The sequence below is a fragment of the Lihuaxuella thermophila genome, from assembly GCF_900110165.1.
Classification (GTDB): domain Bacteria; phylum Bacillota; class Bacilli; order Thermoactinomycetales; family Thermoactinomycetaceae; genus Lihuaxuella; species Lihuaxuella thermophila.
The window spans coordinates 176,716-199,329 of record NZ_FOCQ01000004.1 but is presented as its reverse complement, the minus strand read 5'-3'; the positions used below and the strand labels follow the sequence as shown (position 1 = coordinate 199,329).

Annotated in this window: 21 protein-coding genes and 2 riboswitches; of the genes, 2 read left to right on the top strand and 19 right to left on the bottom strand. The window is 48.5% G+C overall.

From position 1 onward, the window contains the following. Nucleotides 1-10 precede the first annotated feature (10 nt). The 6 genes from BMW55_RS06085 to BMW55_RS06060 form a co-directional block, all read right to left on the bottom strand. Nucleotides 11-661, bottom strand: a complete 651-nt coding sequence (locus tag BMW55_RS06085) for a succinate dehydrogenase cytochrome b558 subunit (protein ID WP_089966386.1) — start codon at nucleotides 659-661, stop codon at nucleotides 11-13. A gap of 166 nt (nucleotides 662-827) precedes the next feature. Beyond that, nucleotides 828-1,898, bottom strand: a complete 1,071-nt coding sequence (gene metX, locus BMW55_RS06080; protein ID WP_089966384.1) for a homoserine O-acetyltransferase MetX — start codon at nucleotides 1,896-1,898, stop codon at nucleotides 828-830. A gap of 90 nt (nucleotides 1,899-1,988) precedes the next feature. Then, nucleotides 1,989-2,098, bottom strand: a riboswitch (SAM riboswitch). 75 nt (nucleotides 2,099-2,173) lie between these two features. After that, complete coding sequence (locus tag BMW55_RS06075) at nucleotides 2,174-3,202, bottom strand: ABC transporter ATP-binding protein (RefSeq protein ID WP_089966382.1); 1,029 nt, start codon at nucleotides 3,200-3,202, stop codon at nucleotides 2,174-2,176. A gap of 15 nt (nucleotides 3,203-3,217) precedes the next feature. Continuing rightward, a complete protein-coding gene (locus BMW55_RS06070; RefSeq protein WP_089966379.1) occupies nucleotides 3,218-4,141 on the bottom strand; it encodes an ABC transporter permease in 924 nt (307 codons plus the stop codon). 2 nt (nucleotides 4,142-4,143) lie between these two features. Continuing rightward, nucleotides 4,144-5,076 carry an ABC transporter permease gene (locus tag BMW55_RS06065; protein ID WP_170839768.1) on the bottom strand — a complete coding sequence of 311 codons (933 nt, stop codon included), beginning with the start codon at nucleotides 5,074-5,076 and terminating at the stop codon, nucleotides 4,144-4,146. A gap of 233 nt (nucleotides 5,077-5,309) precedes the next feature. Further along, nucleotides 5,310-6,551, bottom strand: a complete 1,242-nt coding sequence (locus tag BMW55_RS06060; RefSeq protein ID WP_089966377.1) for an aspartate kinase — start codon at nucleotides 6,549-6,551, stop codon at nucleotides 5,310-5,312. A 113-nt stretch (nucleotides 6,552-6,664) separates the two neighbouring features. Continuing rightward, nucleotides 6,665-6,849: riboswitch (Lysine riboswitch) on the bottom strand. Nucleotides 6,850-7,039: 190 nt separating this feature from the next. Here BMW55_RS06060 and BMW55_RS06055 point away from each other — a divergent pair. Further along, nucleotides 7,040-7,216: a twin-arginine translocase TatA/TatE family subunit gene (locus tag BMW55_RS06055; RefSeq protein WP_089966375.1), complete on the top strand. Its 177-nt coding sequence runs from the start codon at nucleotides 7,040-7,042 to the stop codon at nucleotides 7,214-7,216. Between the two features lie 69 nt (nucleotides 7,217-7,285). On the opposite strand, the gene BMW55_RS06050 is transcribed toward BMW55_RS06055, so the two are convergent. From BMW55_RS06050 to uvrC, 3 genes are all read right to left on the bottom strand, one after another. Next, complete coding sequence (locus BMW55_RS06050; protein ID WP_089966373.1) at nucleotides 7,286-8,755, bottom strand: phytoene desaturase family protein; 1,470 nt, start codon at nucleotides 8,753-8,755, stop codon at nucleotides 7,286-7,288. A gap of 257 nt (nucleotides 8,756-9,012) precedes the next feature. Beyond that, nucleotides 9,013-9,504: a hypothetical protein gene (locus tag BMW55_RS06045; RefSeq protein WP_089966371.1), complete on the bottom strand. Its 492-nt coding sequence runs from the start codon at nucleotides 9,502-9,504 to the stop codon at nucleotides 9,013-9,015. A 152-nt stretch (nucleotides 9,505-9,656) separates the two neighbouring features. Beyond that, entirely contained in the window at nucleotides 9,657-11,432 is a 1,776-nt protein-coding gene (gene uvrC, locus BMW55_RS06040; RefSeq protein ID WP_089966370.1) for an excinuclease ABC subunit UvrC, read from the bottom strand. Between the two features lie 98 nt (nucleotides 11,433-11,530). On the opposite strand from uvrC, the gene BMW55_RS06035 reads away from it, so the two are divergent. After that, complete coding sequence (locus BMW55_RS06035) at nucleotides 11,531-12,610, top strand: hypothetical protein (protein WP_089966368.1); 1,080 nt, start codon at nucleotides 11,531-11,533, stop codon at nucleotides 12,608-12,610. A 62-nt stretch (nucleotides 12,611-12,672) separates the two neighbouring features. On the opposite strand, the gene trxA is transcribed toward BMW55_RS06035, so the two are convergent. The 10 genes from trxA to BMW55_RS05985 all read right to left on the bottom strand — a co-directional run bounded on the left by trxA (nucleotide 12,673) and on the right by BMW55_RS05985 (nucleotide 22,594). Beyond that, nucleotides 12,673-12,996 carry a thioredoxin gene (gene trxA / locus BMW55_RS06030; protein WP_089966366.1) on the bottom strand — a complete coding sequence of 108 codons (324 nt, stop codon included), beginning with the start codon at nucleotides 12,994-12,996 and terminating at the stop codon, nucleotides 12,673-12,675. A 188-nt stretch (nucleotides 12,997-13,184) separates the two neighbouring features. Continuing rightward, a complete protein-coding gene (locus BMW55_RS06025; RefSeq protein WP_089966362.1) occupies nucleotides 13,185-14,168 on the bottom strand; it encodes an electron transfer flavoprotein subunit alpha/FixB family protein in 984 nt (327 codons plus the stop codon). A gap of 19 nt (nucleotides 14,169-14,187) precedes the next feature. Next, nucleotides 14,188-14,967 (bottom strand): electron transfer flavoprotein subunit beta/FixA family protein, encoded by a 780-nt coding sequence (locus BMW55_RS06020; RefSeq protein WP_089966360.1) that lies wholly within the window; start codon nucleotides 14,965-14,967, stop codon nucleotides 14,188-14,190. Between the two features lie 40 nt (nucleotides 14,968-15,007). After that, a complete protein-coding gene (locus BMW55_RS06015; protein WP_089966358.1) occupies nucleotides 15,008-15,592 on the bottom strand; it encodes a fatty acid metabolism transcriptional regulator FadR in 585 nt (194 codons plus the stop codon). A gap of 224 nt (nucleotides 15,593-15,816) precedes the next feature. Continuing rightward, on the bottom strand, nucleotides 15,817-17,496 hold the full coding sequence (locus tag BMW55_RS06010; protein WP_089966356.1) for a long-chain-fatty-acid--CoA ligase: 1,680 nt from the start codon (nucleotides 17,494-17,496) through the stop codon (nucleotides 15,817-15,819). A 211-nt stretch (nucleotides 17,497-17,707) separates the two neighbouring features. After that, nucleotides 17,708-19,195 (bottom strand): spore germination protein, encoded by a 1,488-nt coding sequence (locus BMW55_RS06005; RefSeq protein WP_089966354.1) that lies wholly within the window; start codon nucleotides 19,193-19,195, stop codon nucleotides 17,708-17,710. 231 nt (nucleotides 19,196-19,426) lie between these two features. Next, the gene (locus BMW55_RS06000) at nucleotides 19,427-19,867 is read right to left on the bottom strand and encodes an NUDIX hydrolase (protein ID WP_089966352.1); all 441 of its coding nucleotides are present in this window, start codon (nucleotides 19,865-19,867) and stop codon (nucleotides 19,427-19,429) included. A gap of 52 nt (nucleotides 19,868-19,919) precedes the next feature. After that, the gene (locus BMW55_RS05995) at nucleotides 19,920-20,321 is read right to left on the bottom strand and encodes an NUDIX domain-containing protein (protein WP_089966350.1); all 402 of its coding nucleotides are present in this window, start codon (nucleotides 20,319-20,321) and stop codon (nucleotides 19,920-19,922) included. After that, a complete protein-coding gene (gene tmk, locus BMW55_RS05990; protein WP_089966348.1) occupies nucleotides 20,318-20,980 on the bottom strand; it encodes a dTMP kinase in 663 nt (220 codons plus the stop codon). The genes BMW55_RS05995 and tmk overlap by 4 nt, the downstream gene beginning before the upstream one ends. A 12-nt stretch (nucleotides 20,981-20,992) precedes the next feature. Then, nucleotides 20,993-22,594, bottom strand: a complete 1,602-nt coding sequence (locus BMW55_RS05985; protein ID WP_170839767.1) for a B12-binding domain-containing radical SAM protein — start codon at nucleotides 22,592-22,594, stop codon at nucleotides 20,993-20,995. Nucleotides 22,595-22,614: the final 20 nt, after the last annotated feature.

Below are 22,614 nucleotides of genomic sequence, written 5' to 3'. Positions count from 1 at the left end.
GTGCTCCCTTCTAACGCTGTGCCAATTGCTGCATGAATTCTGGGTTTGCAAAAGCTAACAGAGAACTGATTCCAAGGTAGGAAACGAGAACAAATACAACACCCCATACCCATGTGGAAATATACTGGGCACGCGGGCCCACCGTGATACCCCAGCTGACCAGGAATGACCACATGCCATTGCTGAAATGGAAGACCGCAGCAACCACTCCGATGATGTAGAGGGTGAGGGTGACGGGGTTCTGCATCAATTGGTGCGTATGGTTTGCGAGTTCAGCTGCCGTAAAGTCGTAAATCGCCAGTTGAATCCGGGTCTCCCAGACGTGCCACGCCACGAATACCAAAGTGATGACACCGGTAACCCGTTGCAGCATAAACATGTAGTTACGAAACGTACCAAAATTTCCAACATTGTTTTTCGCTTGCAAAGCCACGTATAACCCGTAAACCCCATGGTATAACAGAGGCAAGAAAATAAAAAAGATTTCCAGTAAGAGCAAAAACGGCAGACTCCAAATTGATTCTACCTGCTCAATGAATGCTTTTGCCCCTTTTGTGGCATGCCAGTTGGTATACAAGTGTTCAAGTAAAAAAAAGCCCACCGGTATGACGCCCAATAAAGAGTGTAACCGACGGTTGAAGAAACTGCGTTGCGTGCTCATCTTGTGCCTCCAATCTAGGACTTAGTCGCAGGTTCTGTATTGCTTTACCGCTCTTTCCAAACACCATTGGATCAGAAAGGGGTTTCACTTCGTCGCCCTTATTTTACTCCCTTTGTCATAAATGCGTCAAGAAAGGGGAAGGTTGACCTGGCGCTTCAACCACTCCCTAGGATTCCAAAAATTCCCTTACCTGATAACCAAACTTGTCAAATTCGATCAGAAAAGCATCATGTCCATAAGGGGAGCCAAATTCAAGATAGGTGGATTTCTTGTTGTTCTTCAAGCAGACTTCGTGCAACTCCCTCTGCTGCCTGACCGGAAAATAAAGGTCTTCCGTGATCCCGATGGTCAGCATCTCCGCTTCAATTCTGGCGATCGCCCGTTCGACTCCTCCGCGTCCGCGTCCGATGTCATGGGTATCCATGGCATGGAGCAATAAAAGGTAAGTATTGGCATCAAATCTGTTCACCAGCTTTTTTCCCTGATAATGCAAATAACTTGCCACTCCGAGCGTGACAGGGTTATCCGCCCGCTTCATGCGAAAGCGCTCTTCAAACAATTTTTCCGTCCGGTAGGTAACCATTCCGATCATTCTCGCGATCGCCAAACCATTGACGGGCCCCGGTCCCGGATAGTAGTCCCCCCCTTGCCACATGGGGTCGGTGAGGATCGCCTGGCGTCCAATTTCATTATATGCGATGGATAAGGAGGACAACGTCGCACCCGTGGCGATGGGGATGCATTTTTTCACTTGTTTTGGGAACAGGATCGCCCATTCCAGGGCCAGCATCCCGCCCATCGAACCGCCGATCACCGCTTCCACGCGGTTGATCCCCAGCTTGTGCAAACATCGCTGCTGGGCTCTCACCATATCCCGGATGGTCACCTTGGGAAAACGGCTTCCGTAAGGCCGGCCCGTCTCGGGGTTGTTCGATGAAGGCCCGGTGCTCCCTCCGCACCCTCCCAATACGTTCATCGTAACCACCGCAAACCGGTGGAGGTCGATAAATCCATCCTCCCCGATCATCCCGTCCCACCAGCCCGGACCGGTTGAATCGCCAACTGCGCGCGTATCCCCCGTCAAAGCATGGCACAATAATATGACATTATTTTTGCCGGGTGAGATGGTGCCCGCAATTTCAACGGCAATGTTTACCTCCGGCAAGCGTTCTCCCGATTCCAAACGGAACTCTCCGATGTTCACCAATCGCGCCTCTCTCTGTAAACGAGTCAACATCCCCGTTTCCCCCTTGGCAGAAAATGAAAAGCCCCTCTTCCGAAGAAGAGGGGCTGATATATGCAAATAGCACCTTGAGAAAACCTCTTCTTCTCATCTCTCAGAACGGATCCCGTTCTGCAGGAATTGGCACCATTCGCTGAAACAAGCGTGGTTGCCGGGCATCATAGGGCCAGTCCCTCCGCCACTCTGGATAAGAAGAAATCGTGAAAATTTATTGATTTGTCAAGTTTCCACGCATTTATCGTTTATCATATTACTGGCCTGCCCCACTGTCAAGAGGGGACATGGACCGTTTTGTAGCCCGCTTTTTCCCTGTCGACGGAAGGAGCTTCCGGGTGCTCAAGCCAGCAGGCGACCCGATGGGTGGGAGAGACGTCTGTTTCAGGGGGCATCTCTTCGTGGCACGCGTTCATTGCATACGGGCAACGGTCGGCAAACGGACAGCCGGGGGGAGGATCAAACAGGTCCGGCGGAGAGCCCGGAATCGGCTGCAGCTCCCTCTGTTTGGACCAGTCCATCCGGGGCATGGAAGCCAACAGGCCCCAGGTATAAGGATGACGCGCTTGGTAAAAGATTTCGCTTACCAGGCCTGTCTCCACCAGGGAACCCCCGTACATCACAGCCACCCTGTCCGCTGTTTCAGCAACGACACCCAGATCGTGAGTAATTAAGAGAATGGCCGTTCCTGTTTTCTTCTGCAACTCCTTCATCAACCGCATGATTTGTGCCTGAATGGTCACATCCAAGGCCGTCGTGGGTTCGTCGGCGATCAACATTTTCGGACTGCAGGCCAGCGCCATGGCGATCATCACCCGTTGCCTCATCCCGCCGCTGAATTCATGCGGATACTGGGCAATCCTCTTTTCCGGGTTGGGAATGCCCACCAGGGTCAACATCTGAACCGCTTTTTCTTTGGCTGCCGTCACCCCGATTTTCTGATGCCAGCGAATCCCTTCGATAATCTGCTTTCCCACTGTCATCGTCGGGTTGAGAGAAGAGATCGGATCCTGAAAAATCATGCCGATTTCCGAACCGCGGATTTTAAATAATTCCCGCTCAGGGAGTTTCAGGAGATCTTTCCCCTGATAAATGATTTCTCCGCTCTTCACTTTGCCGGGAGGAGAAGGAATCAGGCGCACGAGGGAGAGGGCCGTTACACTTTTGCCGCTCCCTGATTCCCCCACAATCGCCAGCGTCTCCCCTTTATTTAAGTGAAAAGAGACGCCGCGCACCGCCTGCACTTCCCCGGCCGCCATTTCAAAAGAAACTTGCAGTCCGCTTACTTTGAGGAGTGATTCCATCCCGCTCTTCCTTTCTTATTTTCGCATCTTGGGGTCAAGAGCATCCCTGAGTCCGTCGCCAAAAGCATTAAAGGCCAGCATCGTTAAAGAGAGAAAGAGCGCCGGGAAAAAGAGGCGCCACCATTCGCCGGATAATACTGTGATTAACGCATCATTGATCATGGTTCCCCAGCTGGCGACAGGCGCTTGTACACCCAATCCAAGAAAACTGAGAAATGCTTCCGCGAAAATGGCTTGGGGGACGGTCAGCGTCAACATGATGATAATCGGCCCCATCGCATTGGGGATCAGGTGTTTGAAAAGCAGGCGCTTCGTTCCCGCTCCCAGCGTCACTGCGGCCAGCACAAATTCCTGTTCTTTGAGTTGCAACACTTGTCCTCGTACCAGGCGGGCCATATGGAGCCAACCGGTGACGGTCAAGGCCACAATGATCGTTCCCAGTCCGGGCCCCATCACCACCAGCAACAAAATGACGGTAAGCAAGTAAGGCAGGCCCCAGAGGACATCCACCATCCGCATCATGATCTCATCGGTGCGGCCCCCGCGATAACCCGCGATCCCTCCGTAGATCACCCCGATACACAAGTCGATCAAGGCGGCCAGCAAACCGATCGTGAGAGAGATCCTTCCCCCTTCCCAGACGCGGACAAAAACGTCACGCCCCAAATCATCCGTGCCAAACCAGTGTTCAGCCGACGGCTCCAGATTTTTGCCTGTCCGCAAATTTTGTTCGCTGTAATCATAAGGAGAGATCCACGGACCGATGACGGACATCAGGGCGATGAGCAAAATCAACACCAACCCCGTCATCGCCAACCAGTTTTTCCTCAGCCTGCGCCAGGCATCTTTCCAGTAGCCGGCAGGGGGGCGCTTGATTTTTTCCGAAGCGTTCCGGGAACGGACAGCGGGTTGAAAGCGAGGATTGAAAGCCGGTTCCATCCTTAATTGCCCCCTTTTTTGAACAGTTGAATCCGAGGATCGATGAGTCCATAAGCCAGGTCGACCAGAAAATTGACAAAGATTAAGAGAGAGGAATAAAACAGAGTCACACCCATAATCAAAGGATAATCACGATTGGAAATGCTCTCCACAAAATATTTGCCGATGCCCGGGATGGAGAAAATTTTTTCAATGACAAAGCTTCCTGTTAAAATGCCCACGGTCAGCGGGCCAATGATGGTGACAATCGGCAAAATCGAGTTGCGGATCGTATGGCGGAACACCACCAAATAAGGGGGCAGTCCCTTGGAGCGGGCTGTTCGGATATAATCTTGCGTCAGCACTTCCACCATGCTGGAACGCATCAGCCGTGTAATCGTTGCCAGAGGAAATGCAGCGAGCGCGATCGACGGCAAGATGCTGTATTCCCACCCTTCCCACGTTGCCACCGGGAATAACTCCCATTCCACGGCCAAATATTTCTGCATCAGCGGGGCCAGAACAAAGCTGGGGACGGAAATCCCAAGAACGGCAAAAAACATGGCTCCGTAATCAATCAGCCGATTATGGCGCAAAGCAGCAACCACGCCCAGAAGAAGACCGGTCACGACAGCTAGGATCAGCGCCTGGGTCCCCAATTGAGCAGACACGGGAAAACTCTCGGAAATAATGGTGTTCACCGTGCGGGTCTCATATTTGATGGAAGGTCCCAAATCCAGTTGAAGCAGACTCTTCATATAAATGAGATATTGAACGGGAATCGGCTCATCCAAGTGGTAGTACGACATCAGATTTTTCAGCACTTGTTCGGGCAACTTTTTTTCCCCGGAAAAGGGATCTCCCGGGATTGCTTTCATCATCAGAAAAGTTAATGTGGCAATCACCCATAAAGTTATAACCATCTGGAACAGCCGCCGAATGATATAACGGTTCAAGCAACCCACTCCCTGTTTCGACTTAAAAGGATTGTAAATAATCGAAAAGCGTTATCCTTTCTAATCATCCCCCAAATCCCATTTTTCAGTCAAGACGGGAAGCATGTTGGCAACACGCTCCGGCACCGTCTTTCCATTGATTCCAATCCATCCACCTACACTTCATTGCTGAATGCCCGTCAGCAAAAAAATAAAATGCCCTCCCAAGGGGAGAGCGGCACTTTTTGCAATGATCAGGAATGAGTTGCCTCGGCAAGTTCCTTTACATCCAATCCGAAAGCCGTATGCAGTTTGCGGACCGCATCCAAAGCCGATTCACGGTCTACAACGCAGGATATTTTGATCTCCGATGTAGACACCATTTTGATGCGGATTCCCGCTTCGCTCAATGTGGCAAACATCTTGGCCGCCACGCCGGGACGGGTCATCATGCCCACACCGACGGCCGATACTTTCGCCAGTCCGGATTCGGACAATATTTTTACATATCCCAACTCTTCTTTGGCTTCCTCCAACACTTTTTTCGCTTCTTTGCCTTCCGCTTCATCCACACTAAATGCCACGTCTACATGCTTGGAATCATGCTCGCTTTGCACGATCATGTCCACATTGATGTGCGCGTCGGCCAAACAGCCGAACAGGCGGGCCAAAGTATCTTCACGGTTTGGCAGACCGAGCACTTTGATTCTTGCCACATTCAAATCATGTGCAATACCGCGTACATTCAATGCCGTTTCCATAGCGTCAGCCTCCTTCACCCATGTTCCGGGCTCATCGACAAAACTGGATCGCACCACGAGTTGAACTTGATGTAACAGCGCACTTTCCACCGAACGCGGGTGAAGTACACCTGCTCCCAAGTGAGCTAATTCCAGCATTTCTTCATATGAGATTTCGTCCATTTTTTGAGCGTTAGGCACAACACGGGGATCAGCCGTATACACCCCTGTCACATCCGTGTAAATTTCACAATAATCGGCTTGGAGGGCGGCGGCCAATGTAACGGCACTGGTGTCCGATCCTCCACGGCCCAACGTGGTGATCTCCCCATCCGGGGATATTCCCTGGAAACCTGCTACAACTACAATTTCACCGCGTTCCAAACACTGCATAATGGGCTTGGTATCGACATATTGCACCATGGCTTTTCCATGGATGCGATTGGTCCGGATTCCAGCTTGCCATCCGGTCATGGATCGGGCCGGCAGTCCTTTGGCATTGAGAGCCATGGTCAGCAAGGCAATGGACACCTGTTCTCCGGTTGTCAGGAGCATATCCATCTCCCGCGGAGAAGGGTCGTCGTTAATCTGATAGGCGAGTTCTACCAGTTCATCCGTTGATTTTCCCATCGCTGAAACGACTACGACAACCTGATGACCCGACGCTTTCGTCTTGGCCACCGTATCAGCCACTCTCTGGATTCGTTCAACACTGCCCACGGAGGTTCCACCAAATTTTTGCACAACGATTCCCATGGTTCCTCTCCTTTTTGCATGTTTGCAGAAAAACTCGCTATAAAAAAACAGAAGACCACAGCAGAGAGTAGCAAGCTGTCGCCTTTTCACAAAACGTTCCAGTTCGCTCTTCTCTGTGAGATAGCTCTTCACAAAAGCAGTGGCTTCTGTGACAGTGCCGTCCCTGTTCGGGTACGGCCCCAGCCCGGTTGAATACGGGATCCAATCCGGACTTCGGCGGATGTCCCCTTTCCCTGCTCCTCATCGGTCCCGTCCCTCGGAACAAGTACTCTTGAACCTCCGCGCCTCTACTTCACATGATCAGCGAGATGCATAAATATGAAGTTTCATGTTGCTAATAATAATATCATAAAGTTTCCTATTCTGGCAACAGTTATTGTGATGTACTTCACGTATTCATCAAAGCTTAACTTGGCACGGTACCTTCTGAAAGATATAATGAACGTGGTATGATTCCCTATTTAACTCCAATTGGAGCGTGATTAAAAATGAGTACAATCGGGCTGCCCGGTTTAATCGTGATTCTCATCGTGGCCCTCTTGCTGTTCGGCCCCAAAAAACTGCCTGAGCTTGGTCGTGCAACCGGCCAAACCTTAAAAGCTTTCCGCGATTCCATTTCAGGTAAACCCGATAACGAAACCGACGAAAAAGACCACTCCAAGTAAACTTTGCTCACCGGCACAGGTGGGCTTTTTGATTAAAAAAAGTGCGGGACCTCCATACCCGCACTTGATTCATTCTTGTTCACAATCCCGTTCAACCATTTTAGCTGTGTGGAATCCGCTGATCACCGCCATGGGTGCGCCACCGACCGGCCGGGTCGTGCTCCCGGTATAATATAAGCCTTTGATTCTCCGATCTTTGACAGGTAGACACAAGAACGATTTGATGCGATGAACAGCGGAACCATAAAGCGGTCCTCCCCATGTTCCGGAACCTTCTTCCAACTCCTTCGGACCGTAGATTTTTTCCACTTCCAGGCAATCAGACAGCCCGCTAAGCCCACAGTCGTTTTCCAACCAGTAGATCAGGTGATGACGGTACTCCTCCATCCGGGTTGCCAGTTCTTCTTCCTTATACCCGTGACTTGCCGGTACATGGACCAGTACGTATAAGTTACTCCCCCTCTTGGCGTGATCCCGTTCTGAAAAGCTGGAATTGCAAATGTAAATGGAAGGCGAGAGCGGCCACTCTCTTCGTTCGAAAATATCGATATACTCCCGGCCATAGTCCAGAGGGAAAAAGAAGTTGTGATGGTGCAGATGGGGAAATACTTTACTTACCCCAAACAAACAGAGAAAAGCGGACTGCCTGAATGAAGCGGAAAATACCGGTTTGCTTTTTTCAAGAAGCATCCGCTCCTTGGTCGTGCGCACATCTACATCGGAAATGACAAAGTCTGCTTCCCACTTCTCATCACCCGACCGGACGCCAACCACCTGTTCCTCTTGCACCAGAATTTCATCGACCGGACACTCAGTATAAATTTGCACTCCCAGCGACCTGGCCAACTTCTCATATGCTTCGATCAGACGGTAATTTCCGCCTTCTATGTAAAAAACGCCTTGCACTAGTTCCAGATAGGCGATGAGTGAAACCGTGGCCGGGGTATGAAACGGAGAAGACCCGACATAAGCGGCATACCTGTTCATCATCGCCAGCAACCTTGGATCATCAAAAAAGCGCCGGTGGAATGAATCCATGGACCGGAAAGGATGCACCGACATGAAAGCCTTTAGCATGCGCGGAGAAAAAAAATCCGACCAGTCACCCATCGGATTTTGCCAAAAATGCTCTTCAACCACCTCGTACATCCGTTGAATCTCAACAAGATAGTCCAAAAAACCCTGCCGGTTCTCGGGTGAAAACCGGGCTAATTGTTTGCTCATCTCATCAGGATCTGCCGTTAAATCGATCACTGTTTTATTTGAAAAAAAGTTACGGCTGTTGACTGCCAGAGGGATCAAGCGGAGGTCCGGATCAATCGTTTTTCCCGCCTCGCGAAAGACCTGTTCGAAAATCCACGGCATGCTGATCATCGAAGGGCCCAAATCAAACCGATAATCTTTTAAGGTTACCTCTTGCAGCTTTCCGCCCAGCTTTTTTTGTTTTTCCAGCAGAATCATCTCATAGCCGCGGGCTGCGAGTTTGATGGCTGAAACTAACCCCGCCATCCCTCCCCCGATTATCACACCCTTTTTCATGGCAATCTTCTTCCCCTCCGTTTATCTTTCCTTCTACCGTCCGAGCAAGGGTGACAAACTTCATTCACCCGTGAAGACGGATGCCTGCGTATTCTCTACTTACAGCTGCTTCCGCTGGGCCGGCCCGGTTGAAAATCGAGGTCAGGCTGATGACCGACCATGCTGACCGAATATGTCTATTGTAGGCACGGAATCATATGTTCGTCAATTTCCCGCGAACCAAGCATTCCTCATTCTTTCAGGCGTACGCAGCATTTTTATTTTATCAGCTTGGCCAACTGTTTAAGGTGCTTTTCAATTTGATCTAAATGTTGATTCATTTGATTGAATTTAACATTCACTTCTTTGCGCAAATCATGGAGCTGTCTCGCGATTAAAGCGATATTGGTTTCGACGTATTCGGCATTATACTCCATCTCTATTGATTTAGTCAGTTTTTCGGTTTTTAAATAACCGGGACTCGCATTTTTCAAATAACTATATGCTTCACGGGCATTCCTGGCTCGATAGAGACTTAATTCTTCAGCCAGTTTGAACACATGCGCCCGGGAAATCGCGTGGTTATTTTCCTCAAGGCAAAACTCCAATAATCCATTTATAACTCCATTGGAAAATCTGAATTTCTCTTTCAGGTCATAGATGATTTGAATGAGGGGTTTCGGAACCGGCTTTCCCCCGTTATATTCTGAAAGCAATTCGACCGGATCGACGTTTTCCAATTGCTGAAGGCGTTTCTCCCGTTCTGTCATGATATCCTCCTTTATGTAAACTCTAATCCGATTATAACATTTCCAATAATTAATAACTTATTTTTAGAGTGAATATATTTCTAAAACCACTCCAAAAACAAACTCTGCCGGAGTTCATCTCCGGCAGAGTCATGGTCTCTCTCCTTCATAACTCAACTTTGCCGCAATGCTTCTATAATCGTGCGTGCCAACTGGTCCCCGATCCCTGCTTTCCGATACTCTTCAACAGTCGCCTCTTTCATGTTGTCGATCGTGCCAAAATGGCGAAACAATTGTTGTTTTCTTTTTGGACCCACGCCGGGGATCTTGTCCAGTCGGGACTCAATCATATTCTTGCCGCGCGTCTGCCGATGGAACGTCACGGCAAAGCGGTGCACTTCTTCCTGAATGCGCTGGATCAGATAAAATTCCTGTGTACCTCGCTTCAGATCCACTTCTTGCGGCGGATCGCCAAACAGGAGCCGGGCGGTCCGATGTTTTTCATCTTTGACCATCCCCGCGACGGGAATATAGAGCCCCAACTCATTTTCCAGCACATCAGCTGCCGCAGACATTTGTCCTTTCCCGCCGTCAACCAAAATCAAATCGGGCAAAGGCAAATTTTCCTTCAGTACCCGCTGGTAACGACGGCGAATCGTTTCCCGCATCGATTCATAGTCATCAGGTCCGGTCACTGAACGAATCTTAAACTTTCGATACTCTTTTTTCTCCGGTTTTCCGTCAATGTAGCAGACCATCGCCGACACGGGATCCGCTCCCTGGATATTGGAGTTGTCAAACGCTTCAATGCGGCGGGGGGTCCCGATCCCCATCGCCATACCCAGGTTTTGAATCGCTTGAATCGTTTTCTCCCCATCCCTCTCCATCAGCCTGAGCCGTTCCTGCAAGGCGATTTTGGCATTTTCCATCGCCATGTTGACCAGGTTTTTCTTCAATCCGCGCCGGGGCACGTGGACATGCACCCCGGTCAGATAACCGGCGATGAGGTCGCTGTCCACACCTGTCGGGAGATGGATCTCTTTCGGCAAGGCGGGCGTCTCATGGTAAAACTGGGCCACAAAAGAGAGGAATTCTTCTTCCGGTTCGTTATAGTGGGGAAAAATCGAAACCTCTCTTTCGATCAACTTCCCCTGACGGACAAAGAAGACTTGCACGCACATCCAACCTTTATCCGCCGCATACCCAAACGCATCCCGGTCCGACTGGTCATTCAGGACGATGTTTTGCTTTTCCATCACCGCTTCAATATCCGAAATCAGGTCCCGGTACTCTTTGGCCCGTTCAAATTGAAGCTGTTCCGCCGCTTCCTCCATCTTTTTGCGAAGTTCCTGTACCAGTTCGGGATATCCCCCGTTTAGAAAGCGGGTGATTTTCTTTGTGATTTCTTCATATTGATCAGGGTCAACCGGGTACTCACAAGGAGCCAGACACTGGTTCAGGTGATAATAGAGACAGACTCTCTTGGGCAGAGTCCGGCACTTTCGCAAGGGAAACAGGCGGTCCAGCAACTTTTTCGTCTGCTTGGCCGCTCCCGCATCGGGATAGGGACCGAAATACTTGGACCCGTCTTTTTTCAGCTTTCTCGTCACTTCCAGCCGGGGGTGCTTATCTCTGGTCAAACGGATGTAAGGATACGATTTGTCATCTTTCAGCATAACGTTATAACGCGGCCGGTGCTTCTTGATTAAATTGCATTCCAGAATGAGAGCTTCCAGGGGGCTCCTGGTGACGATATATTCAAAGTCAGCGATATCCATCACCAGTCGCTGGGTTTTCCCGTCATGGCTGCCCGTGAAATAAGAGCGTACCCGGCTCTTCAAATTTTTCGCCTTCCCCACATAGATGATTTCCCCGTCTTTATTTTTCATCAGGTAACAGCCGGGTTGTTCAGGCAGGAGAGAAAGTTTTTCTTGAATCATCGTCTCCATTCCCCTCCTCTCTACAGAAATCCTTGATGAACAGGTAGTGTCGAAGAGAGTCAATCATGGTATAGTTAGCGTATGAAAATGGAAGGAGGCATATTTCGTTGAGTTATTCTTCACTGCTTAAAAAACACGGGCTGAAAATTTGGCTCAGCAACTTTCTGGGAAATGTGGCCACATCCATCGTCATCGGAGTGATTACTTTCATTCTGGTGTTCGGGGGACTGATCCTCATCGGCGCAACCGCCGGCCCGCTGTTGATGGGACTCGATCAGAATATGACTGAAGAAGAGATGTTCCGGGTGATCGATCAGTCCTTGTTAGCTCCCGGCATCGCCCTGTCTATTCTCATCTTGTTCGTTCTCTTCTTTATCCTGATCCTTCTTCCGACAGCGTTTCAAACTGCCGGTTCCATCGCCGTCGCTGTTGAAGCGGCCGCCTTTAACCGTTCAGATGTCGGGACCTTTTTTTCCAAAGGGTTCAAGTACACGGGGAAAATGTTTCTCTTCTTCCTGCTTTCCAGTTTACTATATTTAGCAGTCTTTGTGGTTGGCGGAATTGCTTTTCCCTTCTTCGCCACTGACAACGGGGGAGGAATCATTCTCGGTGTATTGTTAACCCTGGCCGCGATCGTGTTGGCCGTGTTGCTCGGGCTCGCTTTGATGCATGCACCTGTGATTCTCATTGCCGAACATACAAAGGTCACCCAAGCCATCTCCAAATCCTTTTATCTGTTTAAAAAAGCCTTTGGCCGGGTTTTCGGCAGTGCTTTTTACGCGTTCTTGATCACGGCGGGATTGTTTGTGATCTATTTTATCGTGTTGTTGATATTCGGTTCCGTCTTTGCGGGATTCAGTGCCGCAGGGACGGGAGGGGAAGAAGCGGCCGCCATCTTTTCCCTGATTGGCAACCTGGTCGGAATGGCCTTGAGTTGGGTGGTTGGACCCGTGTTCACCACTATCACGTCCCTGTTGATTATTCATCGTTACTTTAAGTATTTGCGACATTGGATCAACCCGCATGTCCCCGGCGGGGAGTCTGCACCCGGCGGCAACCATCCAAACACTGACTTCAAGCCTTCTTTCTCGATCAAAACAGATGCCGAACCCTCACAACATTCAAACCGTTCCGATTCCGATGAAACTTTTAACTGGGACACGGATGGTCCGGAAAAAAATCAGTGATTCCGGGTCCCGTTCAATGACCGACATAAAAGAGCGGTGCAAGGAGTTTGCACCGCTCTTTTTTACAGGTATTCGTTGACCCATTCCAGCAATTGTTCTTTCGGTTGCAAGCCGGTCATTTTGGCGACCATTTCACCATTTTTGAAAACCATGAGCGTCGGAATGCTCATCACTCCGAAGCGGCCTGCAGATTCGGGATTGTTGTCCACGTTTACTTTGGCAATTTTGAGTTTATTGCCGATTTCTCCGTCTATTTCTTCCAGAATGGGAGCCAGCATTTTACAAGGGCCGCACCATGGTGCCCAGAAATCCACCAAAACCGTTCCCGCTTCGGGATTTTCCACCTCGGTGGCAAATGTTTGGTCCGTGATATCTACAATGGCCATGAAACGCAAATCCTCCTTCGTATTTGTGCAAAAGCCATTTTAAATGAAATTGTTTCCTGTGACCGATTCACAATGTTAGTATACCACTGTCTAAAAAAAGTTCCAAGTGTTTCGATATACGAAATAAAGAAAGGACACGGCTTCCGTGCCCTTTCGAGTATTGCAAAACCAATTCCGATTCTGTCCCTTTACCCACTGGCCAACAGTTTTTTAAATTCTTCCGTCAACAACGGAACCACTTCAAACAAATCACCGACAATCCCGTAATCGGCCACTTGGAAAATGGGCGCTTCCGGGTCTTTGTTAATCGCGACAATCACTTTGGAGTTGGACATTCCGGCCAGGTGCTGAATGGCCCCGGAGATTCCGCAAGCGATATATAGATCAGGGGTTACCACTTTCCCTGTCTGCCCGATTTGCAGAGCGTAGTCACAATAGCCGGAATCACAGGCGCCACGGGAGGCTCCTACGGCACCTCCAAGCACGTCAGCCAACTCCTGAAGGGGCTTAAAGCCTTCAGCGCTCTTCACCCCGCGCCCCCCGGAAACGATGATGCGAGCTTCAGAAAGATCCACTCCGCCTGCCGACTTTTTCACGATGTCTTTCACCAGAGTACGAAGCGAATCGGGGGCAAAATCGACTTGCAACTCTTCCACTTGAGCCGTACGGTTGCCATCGGGCTCTCCGGCAGCAATGTTGTTGGGACGCAGAGTAGCAAAGACGATGCCGTCCTTTACCACTTTTTTCACAAATGCTTTCCCGGCATAAATCGGGCGGGTGAAGACGATTTGGCCGTTGACCAGTTCCACGTTGGTACAATCGGAGATCAAACCCGTTCCCAAACGGGCAGCCACCCGGGGGGAGACGTCTCTTCCCACTGCCGTGTGCCCGGTCAAAATCACATCGGGTTGAACGTGTTCAATCACTTTTTTAAACGCTTGAAAATAAGCATCGGTGGTATATTGATCCAGTTCCGGGTTCAAAACGGTGATGACCCTGTCGGCACCGTAATGAGCCAGGGGATCGACGAGGTCTTTGGCAAAGCTTCCGAAGACAGCGGCGGTAATCTGTCCTCCTTCGGCAACCATGCGGGCCGCGGCCAAAGCTTCAAAGCTGACATTCCGCAATTTTTGCTCACGAACATCTGCCAAAACGAGTACATTTTTGCTCATCCTCAGATCCTCCTCGCTGTTAGATCACTTTCGCTTCGGAACGCAACAATTGCACCAATTCTTTTGCTTGGTCAGCAAGGTCGCCTGTTAAGATTTTTCCGGCTTCTTTTTTCGGCGGAAGGAAGGTTTCGATGATCTCTGTTTTTGCCGCAATTTCCTCTTCGTCCAGATCCAGGTCATCCAATTCCAGGCGAGTAAGCGGTTTCTTTTTTGCCTTCATAATGCCCGGGAGGGACGGATAGCGCGGATCATTCAGCCCTTGCTGTGCGGTTACCAGAATCGGCAGTTTGGCGTCGATATACTCCACATCCCCTTCGACGTCTTTTTCCACGGAAACCTTGTCTCCCTCGACGGTCAATTTGGTAATGGTGGAGATATGGGGAATTTCAAGCAGTTCAGCCAATCGGGGGCCCACTTGTGCGGAGCCGTCATCGACCGCCATATATCCGCACAGAATGATGTCAAAATCCAAATCCTCTTCCCGAATGGTCGCAGCCAGAACTTGGGCAATCGTATGTTCATCCACCTGGTCTCCCAGATCTTCGAGATCGACGATGACCCCTTTATCCGCTCCCATCGCCATCGCGGTACGGAGAGCTTGTTCCGCCCGTTCCGGACCGATGGTGATCACCGTCACTTCTCCTCCGTGCTGCTCCTTCAGCTTAATGGCTTCTTCCACCGCGTACTCGTCATAAGGGTTGATCACAAACTCCGCACCGTCTTCATTGATTTTGCCGTTTTCAATGGTGATCCGCTCTTCGGTGTCAAACGTTTGTTTTAAGCAAACCAAGATGTTCATATGGTTCTCCCCCTATTCAAAAAAGAATTGGTGCAGTGTGTTACTTCCTCATTCCGTCGATAAACAGCCGATGGATCTGTTCAACTTGGCCTGACAAGCTGTATTTATAATCATTCATAATCCAGGAAGTAACGGTTTCATCCAGGGTGCCGAAAATCATTTTTCTGGTGGCGCGGACATCCAGATCAGGACGAAATACGCCTTGCCGGATTCCATTTTCCACCACTTGATCAATGATATCCAGATAGCGTTTTAAAATCTCGCCGATCCCTTTGCGCACCTCCGGATTGGACTGGCGAAGTTCGATCTGGGTCACTGTTGCCAAACGCCGGTCTTTTTCCAGCCTTTCAAAGTGAATCCGGATCAACGTGTACAATTGATCCACGGCTGACTCGACCGATTGGAGCGCTTCTTCCACATCGGAGATGAATGATCCCATCTTTTCGCTGAACACCGAGATCAGCACATCATCTTTGTTTTTGAAATAAAGATAAATGGTTCCGTCCGCCACCTTGGCTTCACGGGCAATCTTGGATACCTGAGCGTTATGGTATCCATGCTCGGCGATGACCCTCACCGCGGCATCTATAATTGCATCGTACTTTTCTCCCGTCCGTTTGGCCATGTCATATTCCTCTCTCCAATACTGAATGACTATTCATTCAATTTATAGTTTAGTATTCAAATCTTTTTTTGTCAACGCTTTCGACACATTTTCAAATATAGAATCTAATGGAATCGCTTACCTTTTTATGCATTTTGAAATCTTTTTATCTCTGTCGAGAATAGTTTAGCAGATTTTTATTCCACAAACAAACCGAGGCCGAAACCCCGGCTGATTGAATATGTTCAGACGGCCACTTTCCCCGCTTCCTCCTTCAGCACCCGCCGCAATACCTTTCCGACTGATGACTTCGGCAGTTCGTCCCGAAATTCATAGAGGCGCGGAACTTTGTAAGCAGCCAATTTTTCACGGCAAAATCGGTCGAGCTCTTCTTCAGTAACCTGGTGATCTTTTTTTAAGACGATAAATGCTTTCACCGTTTCCCCGCGATAGGGGTGAGGTACACCCACCACAGCAGCTTCCTGGACAGCCGGATGTTCAAACAGCACTTCTTCCACTTCGCGCGGATAAATGTTGAATCCCCCGGCAATAATGACATCTTTTTTGCGGTCGACGATATAAAAGTAGCCGTCTTCATCCATTCTGGCGATATCCCCCGTGCTGAGCCAGCCGTCTCGAAGCACTTTGTCCGTTTCCTCCGGACGCTTCCAGTATCCCTTCATCACCTGGGGACCTCTCACCTGCAGTTCTCCCAGTTGACCCATGGAAACTTCCTCGCCCGTTTCGGGATCAACAATGCGGCAATCGGTATCCGGCCACGGAAGTCCGATCGTACCGCTTTTCACCCTGTCCCAGATCAGGTTGGCGTGGGTGACGGGCGATGTTTCAGTCATTCCGTATCCTTCCACCAGCAAACCGCCGGTCAAGTCCTCAAATTTCTCCTGCACTTCCAGCGGAAGGGGCGCAGATCCGCTGAGGCAGGCCCGGATGGAAGAAAGATCATACTTGCCGATCTCCGGATGATTGATCAAACCCACATACATGGTAGGAGCCCCCGGAAACAGGGTGGGACGGTGCTTGCTGATCAACTTTAAAATCAAGTCGCGATCAAATGAGGGAACCAAAATCATCGTTGCCGCGATCCGAACCGCAAAATTCATCACGACCGTCATCCCGTACACATGAAAAAACGGCAAAACGCCCAGAACCGACTCTTTGCCCCGCTCTGCTTGATAGATCCATGCCTCCGCCTGGCAACAGTTTACCACAAGGTTGCGGTGGGTCAGCATGGCCCCTTTGGCAAGGCCGGTCGTTCCCCCGGTGTACTGCAGCAGAGCCAGATCGTCTCCCGACTCATAAACGGGTTCCACGGCGGTTGGAACCGCTTTCTCGATCAGGCGGGAAAAAGCGTAGACATCTCCTCCATACGGAATCCTGACATTCGTCCCGTCTTTGAGCATTTTTAGCGAATAGAGCCAATTTTTGGGAAAAGGAAGATAATCCTTGATACTGGTAACGATGATGCGCTTGAGGTGACATTTTGCCCGTACATTGGCAACCTTTTGGTACACCAGATCCAGGCAGATCAAGGTTTCCGCTTCCGAATCCGCCAGCTGATGCTCCAATTCCCTTTCCGTATACAAAGGATTGATCTGCACCACGACTCCTCCGACAAACAAGGCCGCGTAGTAAGCGATCACCGCCTGGGGTGAATTGGGAAGCATAATGCCGACCCGTTCTCCTTTTTGCACACCCAATTCTTTTAAAGCGTTTGCAAAACGATACACATCGAGGAGCAAGTCTTGAAATGTGAGCCGTTTTCCCAAAAAGAAGATCGCATCACGATGAGGAAAGTCATTTGCCGCGTCAACCAGGAAACGGGTTAACGGAACATCCGGGTACTCCAGTGTTTTCGGAATTTGTGGAGGATAATGACGGAGCCAAACTTTCTCTGTGCCTGACATTTTGTTTCCCTCCCCTTTCTGACTGAACAGTCATTCAATATACGCGAAAAATAATTTAGAATATATTTTATGATCGCTCAAGATTATTTTATCCAATTTTTCTCCGTTTTTAAACCTTCTTTTTAAGAGAAGAATTTTATACGGTCACCCGATTCTCTTGATGCTTTACCCGCAAAACATCTCCCCCCTTTCAAGACATGGGGGGAGATGTTTATCCTTGCTTCCGGTCCGGGTCCCCGGGGGATAACACCCGCGGGCGCTTGGTTTTGATCGGCATGGGCGATCGCACCAGCACGTCCAGGAATGCTTTTGCATTAAAAGGAACCAGAGGCCACAGATAAGGGGTATCCAACACTCTGATTCGCGCGAGCCAAATGAATAACGCGACAATCCCGATGACCAGACCGGGCAGATGAAAGGCGGCCGTAAGCACCAGCAAAATAAGCCGCACGATTTTGTTGGCCAACCCCATTTCATAGCTGGGGGTGGCAAAAGTGCCGATCACGGCGATGGCTACATATAAAATGACCTCGGATGTGAAAAGACCCACTTCCACCGCAGTCTCCCCCAATAAGATCGCGGCGACTAAGCCCATGGCAGTCGCCAGGGGGGAAGGAGTGTGAATGGAAGCCATCCGTAAAATCTCCACACCCACTTCAGCAATCACAATTTGCAAAAATAAGGGAATGGCAGCCTCTTTTTTGGGCCCGATAAATTGAAGCGCATCCGGAAGAAGCTGGGGGTCCGCCGCTGCCAAATACCAAAAAGGCAGCAAAAAGAGCGACAAAAACATGGCGATAAAACGGACCCAGCGCAAAAACACGCCCACCACCGGCGTTTGTCTGTATTCTTCCGCGTGTTGGACATGATGAAAAAAAGTGGTGGGAGTAATCATCACACTGGGGGAAGTATCGACATAAATGAGGACATGTCCTTCCAACAGATGGACGGCCGCCACGTCGGGGCGTTCCGTAAACCGCACCATCGGATACGGGTTCCAATACCTTTTAAACATAAATTCTTCCAGGCTCTTCTCCGCCATCGGAAGCCCGTCCGTCGTCACTTTTTCGATCTTCTCCCGCACGGTGTTCACCAGGGCCGGGTCAGCGATATCCTTGATGTAAGCAATACAGATATCTGTCTTTGACCTTTTGCCCGCTTGAAAATACTCCATTCGCAGATTCGGGTCGCGCAAACGGCGCCGGGTTAAAGCAGTATTCGAAATAATCGTCTCGACAAACCCATCCCGTGCACCGCGCACCACTCTCTCCACGTCCGGTTCCTCCGGACTGCGGGCCGGATAAGTGCGCGCATCGATCACGATCGCCTGAGCTTCCCCATCGATCAACATGGCTGTAGAACCGGCTAAAACGGAACTGACCACCTTTTCGGTCTGGTCGGTCTTTTCCACCTCGATATAGGCGATTTCAGTTTCGAGAAGTCTCCGCAAGGGATCAACGGCCAATTGCTCCTGTTTCAAGGTGGAGAGATGATCCATCACCCGGTTCAAGATGCCATCTTTGGCAAAACCATCGATAAAATATAAGGCAACCTTTTTTTCAGCATAAGTGAGACGACGGCAAATCACGTCAAAACTCTCACCGACACCCAAAATCCGGTTCAGCAGATCGATATTTTTCTCGATGGACACATCTACCTTCGCTGTCTTCCAAGCCGGTTGGCTTTCAGTCTGGCTCATGGGAGATCACCTGTACACTATTGATTTCTCCATTATTTCCAGACAAAATGAAGTTCAAACCATCCGTGGAAGCTATGCTGAATACTGTTCGGGGAACATTGAAATCCCCCATTTTGCTAATACACCATTCATGTTGTCTATCATCTCAGGGGAAATAAGACATAAGCAGAACTAAACTAATTTATTGATAGTGCTTAAGAATTATTTTGATAATTAATCAGTTCTGCCCTATTATTCCAGCGGGTAACGATTAACCATTTCAGGCGGAGCCGCTTTAAATCCTCGAAAAATCGAATCTTTGGTTTCGTCGCTAATGAGATAATTCAGAACTTCATTTTCGGAAATCCACTGATAAGCAGAATGATCTTCACTCAATTGGATATTTGCCGGATCATCTGTAAGGTGAACCAGATAAACGATTTCCACTGTGTGCCTGGTTCCGTTCTCCGAGAGATAGGAAAAGATTTTATACGGCTTGATGACTTCGACATTTAAATTTACTTCTTCACGGAATTCTCTTTTCAGAGCATCGGCCGGGTCTTCACCAAAATCCACTTTTCCGCCCGGCAACTCATAGTAACCCGGCAAAAAGGCTTCTTGTAAAGACCGCTCTACAATAAGCGTCTTTCCTTGATGATAAATAAAACCTGTACAAACGATTTTCTGATACATTTTAGTCCTCCAATTATTACATTTGAATAGATCACCAAGTCATTTCCGAAATCTACTTGACTGATCCTGTCAATAAAAGATCAGCTATTTCTCTTGGTCGAACATCATGATCAGCTAAATCCTTGATCTCCATCCATACAGTTTCAAATGTACCACGTTTTCTATCCAGTTGAGTAAATTCTTTTCCTTGGCCTGTACCAAAAGTACCTCCAGTAATCTCACCGAGGAAATAATATTGCAACCCGCCATTAAATTCGATTATGGCTACCCTTTCTTTTATCGCGATGGTAACACCTAATTCTTCAAATGCCTCGCGTATTGTTGCATCTTCTGGCGACTCCCCTTCTTTAATTCTTCCACCAGGGATAACATAAAATGTCATCCCGTCACGAACTCTTTTTATTAAAGCGACGCGGTTTCCACGAATCAAAATCACTGATCCTCGATCTTTCATTTGAAACTCTCCTCACAAGCAATGAAGCCATTGCTTTTCAAATGCTCGAGAGCTTGGTGCAAAAGATTTTCCGAAGACTCAAGCCCATTCAATACCACAAAATTTTCTTCTTCTGCAATCAGGGAGTAATGCTGAGTGATATGTTGATGATAAAGAAGAAACGCTTCCTCTTTAGTTCGGTCGGGCCAAATATCAACCCCGGCATTGTAGCCAAAAAAAGGCTTGGTTTGAATATGCCGCTGAAGTGCTATATCACTGGGAACCTCGATATAAAAAACACAATCAGGCTTCTTTGCGAATTGGTAACATTGACGAACATATTCGTTCTCAATTCCTCTCGCGCTGTCTCTCGTCCATGCTGTGTAAACCCAACGATCCGCCAGAACTACATCCGCCTTTTTTAGTGCAGGCTGAATAATCTCTTCATAGCGAAGGGCAAATTCTGCCAAATGTAATAAACAGTAGGTTAGCGGTGTAAAAGAGGAATCGACCTTTTTTTGATTGATAATTCTTTGTATCGATGGATAAGAATTCCACTCCGTGAAAGTTGTCTGCATTCCTCTTTTTTCAAGCGCATTCTTAACCAGATGAATTAATGTACTCTTACCGCTTCTTCCTGCACCTTCAAAGACAATGAGTTTCGCTTGCTTCTCATCCACTTTGGCTTCCCTCTATTCTAAACTTTTCGAATTTTGATTCAACAACACTTTAACTTCAGCAACATGAAGAGAGTGGGGCTCTTTTTTCACTAAACCTAATTGACTTTCCAAAACTGAAATCCGTTCAAACAGAGGAATAGTCAACTGTTCAGCTTGATGAAACTTCTTTTCCGATTTTCTCATCCATTCCTGTTCCATAGAAGGAGTCATACCAGATTCAATTGCCTCGATCGTTCCTTCCACCAATTGCAACATCATTTCACCATGATCCTGAATAAACCTCTCTATATCTCTTCTTAGCGCGAGATAAGATTCTTTATACTCACTTTCCTCGCTATTCAAGCCAGGTTGCATCACACGTCCTTCAATTTTCCTCATTCGGTAGTCCATCTGATAAATGTGCTTTAAACTCGGTTTTGCATGTCCAAAATAGCTCATGACCATGTGATAAAGTTGTCCTACTCTTGGATCTGTAAAGTCGTAGTCCCCTAAGTCATACCAATTTTTACGTTTAATACGTCCCTCCGCCAAAAGTTTCTCTGTAAGGGATGTGCCGGAATAAGGCTTGAATTTGCCCGTTACATCACGAATGTCGAAGGTCCCGAGCTTCTTCAAAAACTCGATGTTTTCCTTCATCCCTTCTAAAGAAACTTCCGGTTCAAACGGCATCATTCCGATGGATATTTCAGGAATGCCTACTTTCTTGAGAATCCGAACTGCCTCGACGTTTTGTTCCGGGGTAATATCTTTTTGATACCGCTTCAAGCTGTCAGCATGACCTGATTCCAGACCAAGAAAAATCTTTTTAAGACCTATTTCTTTTAACGCAAGGAATATGTCTTCCCTTACACAAACAGCACGAACTTGTAACCACAAATTTAAATCATTCATGCCAGCTTTCTTGATTTTTTCGCAGAACGATAAAATCCAATCCCGACTTTTTTTACTTGGGTCGATAAACAAATCATCAACAAACTTAAATTTGCGAACTCCATATTTTTTATAAAGTTGAAGCATCTCCCTGACAACATGCTCAACTTTTCTCACTCTTCTGGGACGCCAGTTGAAGAACGTTTGAATAGAGCAGAAAGAACATCGAGCATAACAACCACGGCTCGCCAGCATCGAAATCCTACGGTTCTTTTCCAAAAGAATGCCAATTGTATCTCGATGCGGCAGCGGCAAGGTGTCTAGGTCTTCAACAAGAGGGCGGTCTGGATTGACAACAATTTCCCCGAAGCGGTTTCTGAACGTAATGCCTTTTACATCGTCTAATGGCTTTCCGTCTTTTACATATTCGGCAAGTTCAACGACAGTAATTTCGCCTTCTCCACGAACCACGCTATCGATCCCTGGAACATGAGTCAATATCTTCTCATGTTCATATGTGGGAAAATGACCTCCGATGGTAATATGTCCCATGTACCCATTTTTTCTTAATAATCCAACTACTTCGAACGTGGCTGTGATATTATCTTGGGCGGAAGCCGATATGCCAACCATCCAAGGGCGTTTATCAAGTATTTCTTGTACCGTTTGCTCAGGGGTCAACATCAATAAGTGAGCGTCTAATACCCCTGTTTCATACTGCGCTTCCCGTAAAGATGCCGCCAAGTAACCCCAATGCCAGATTT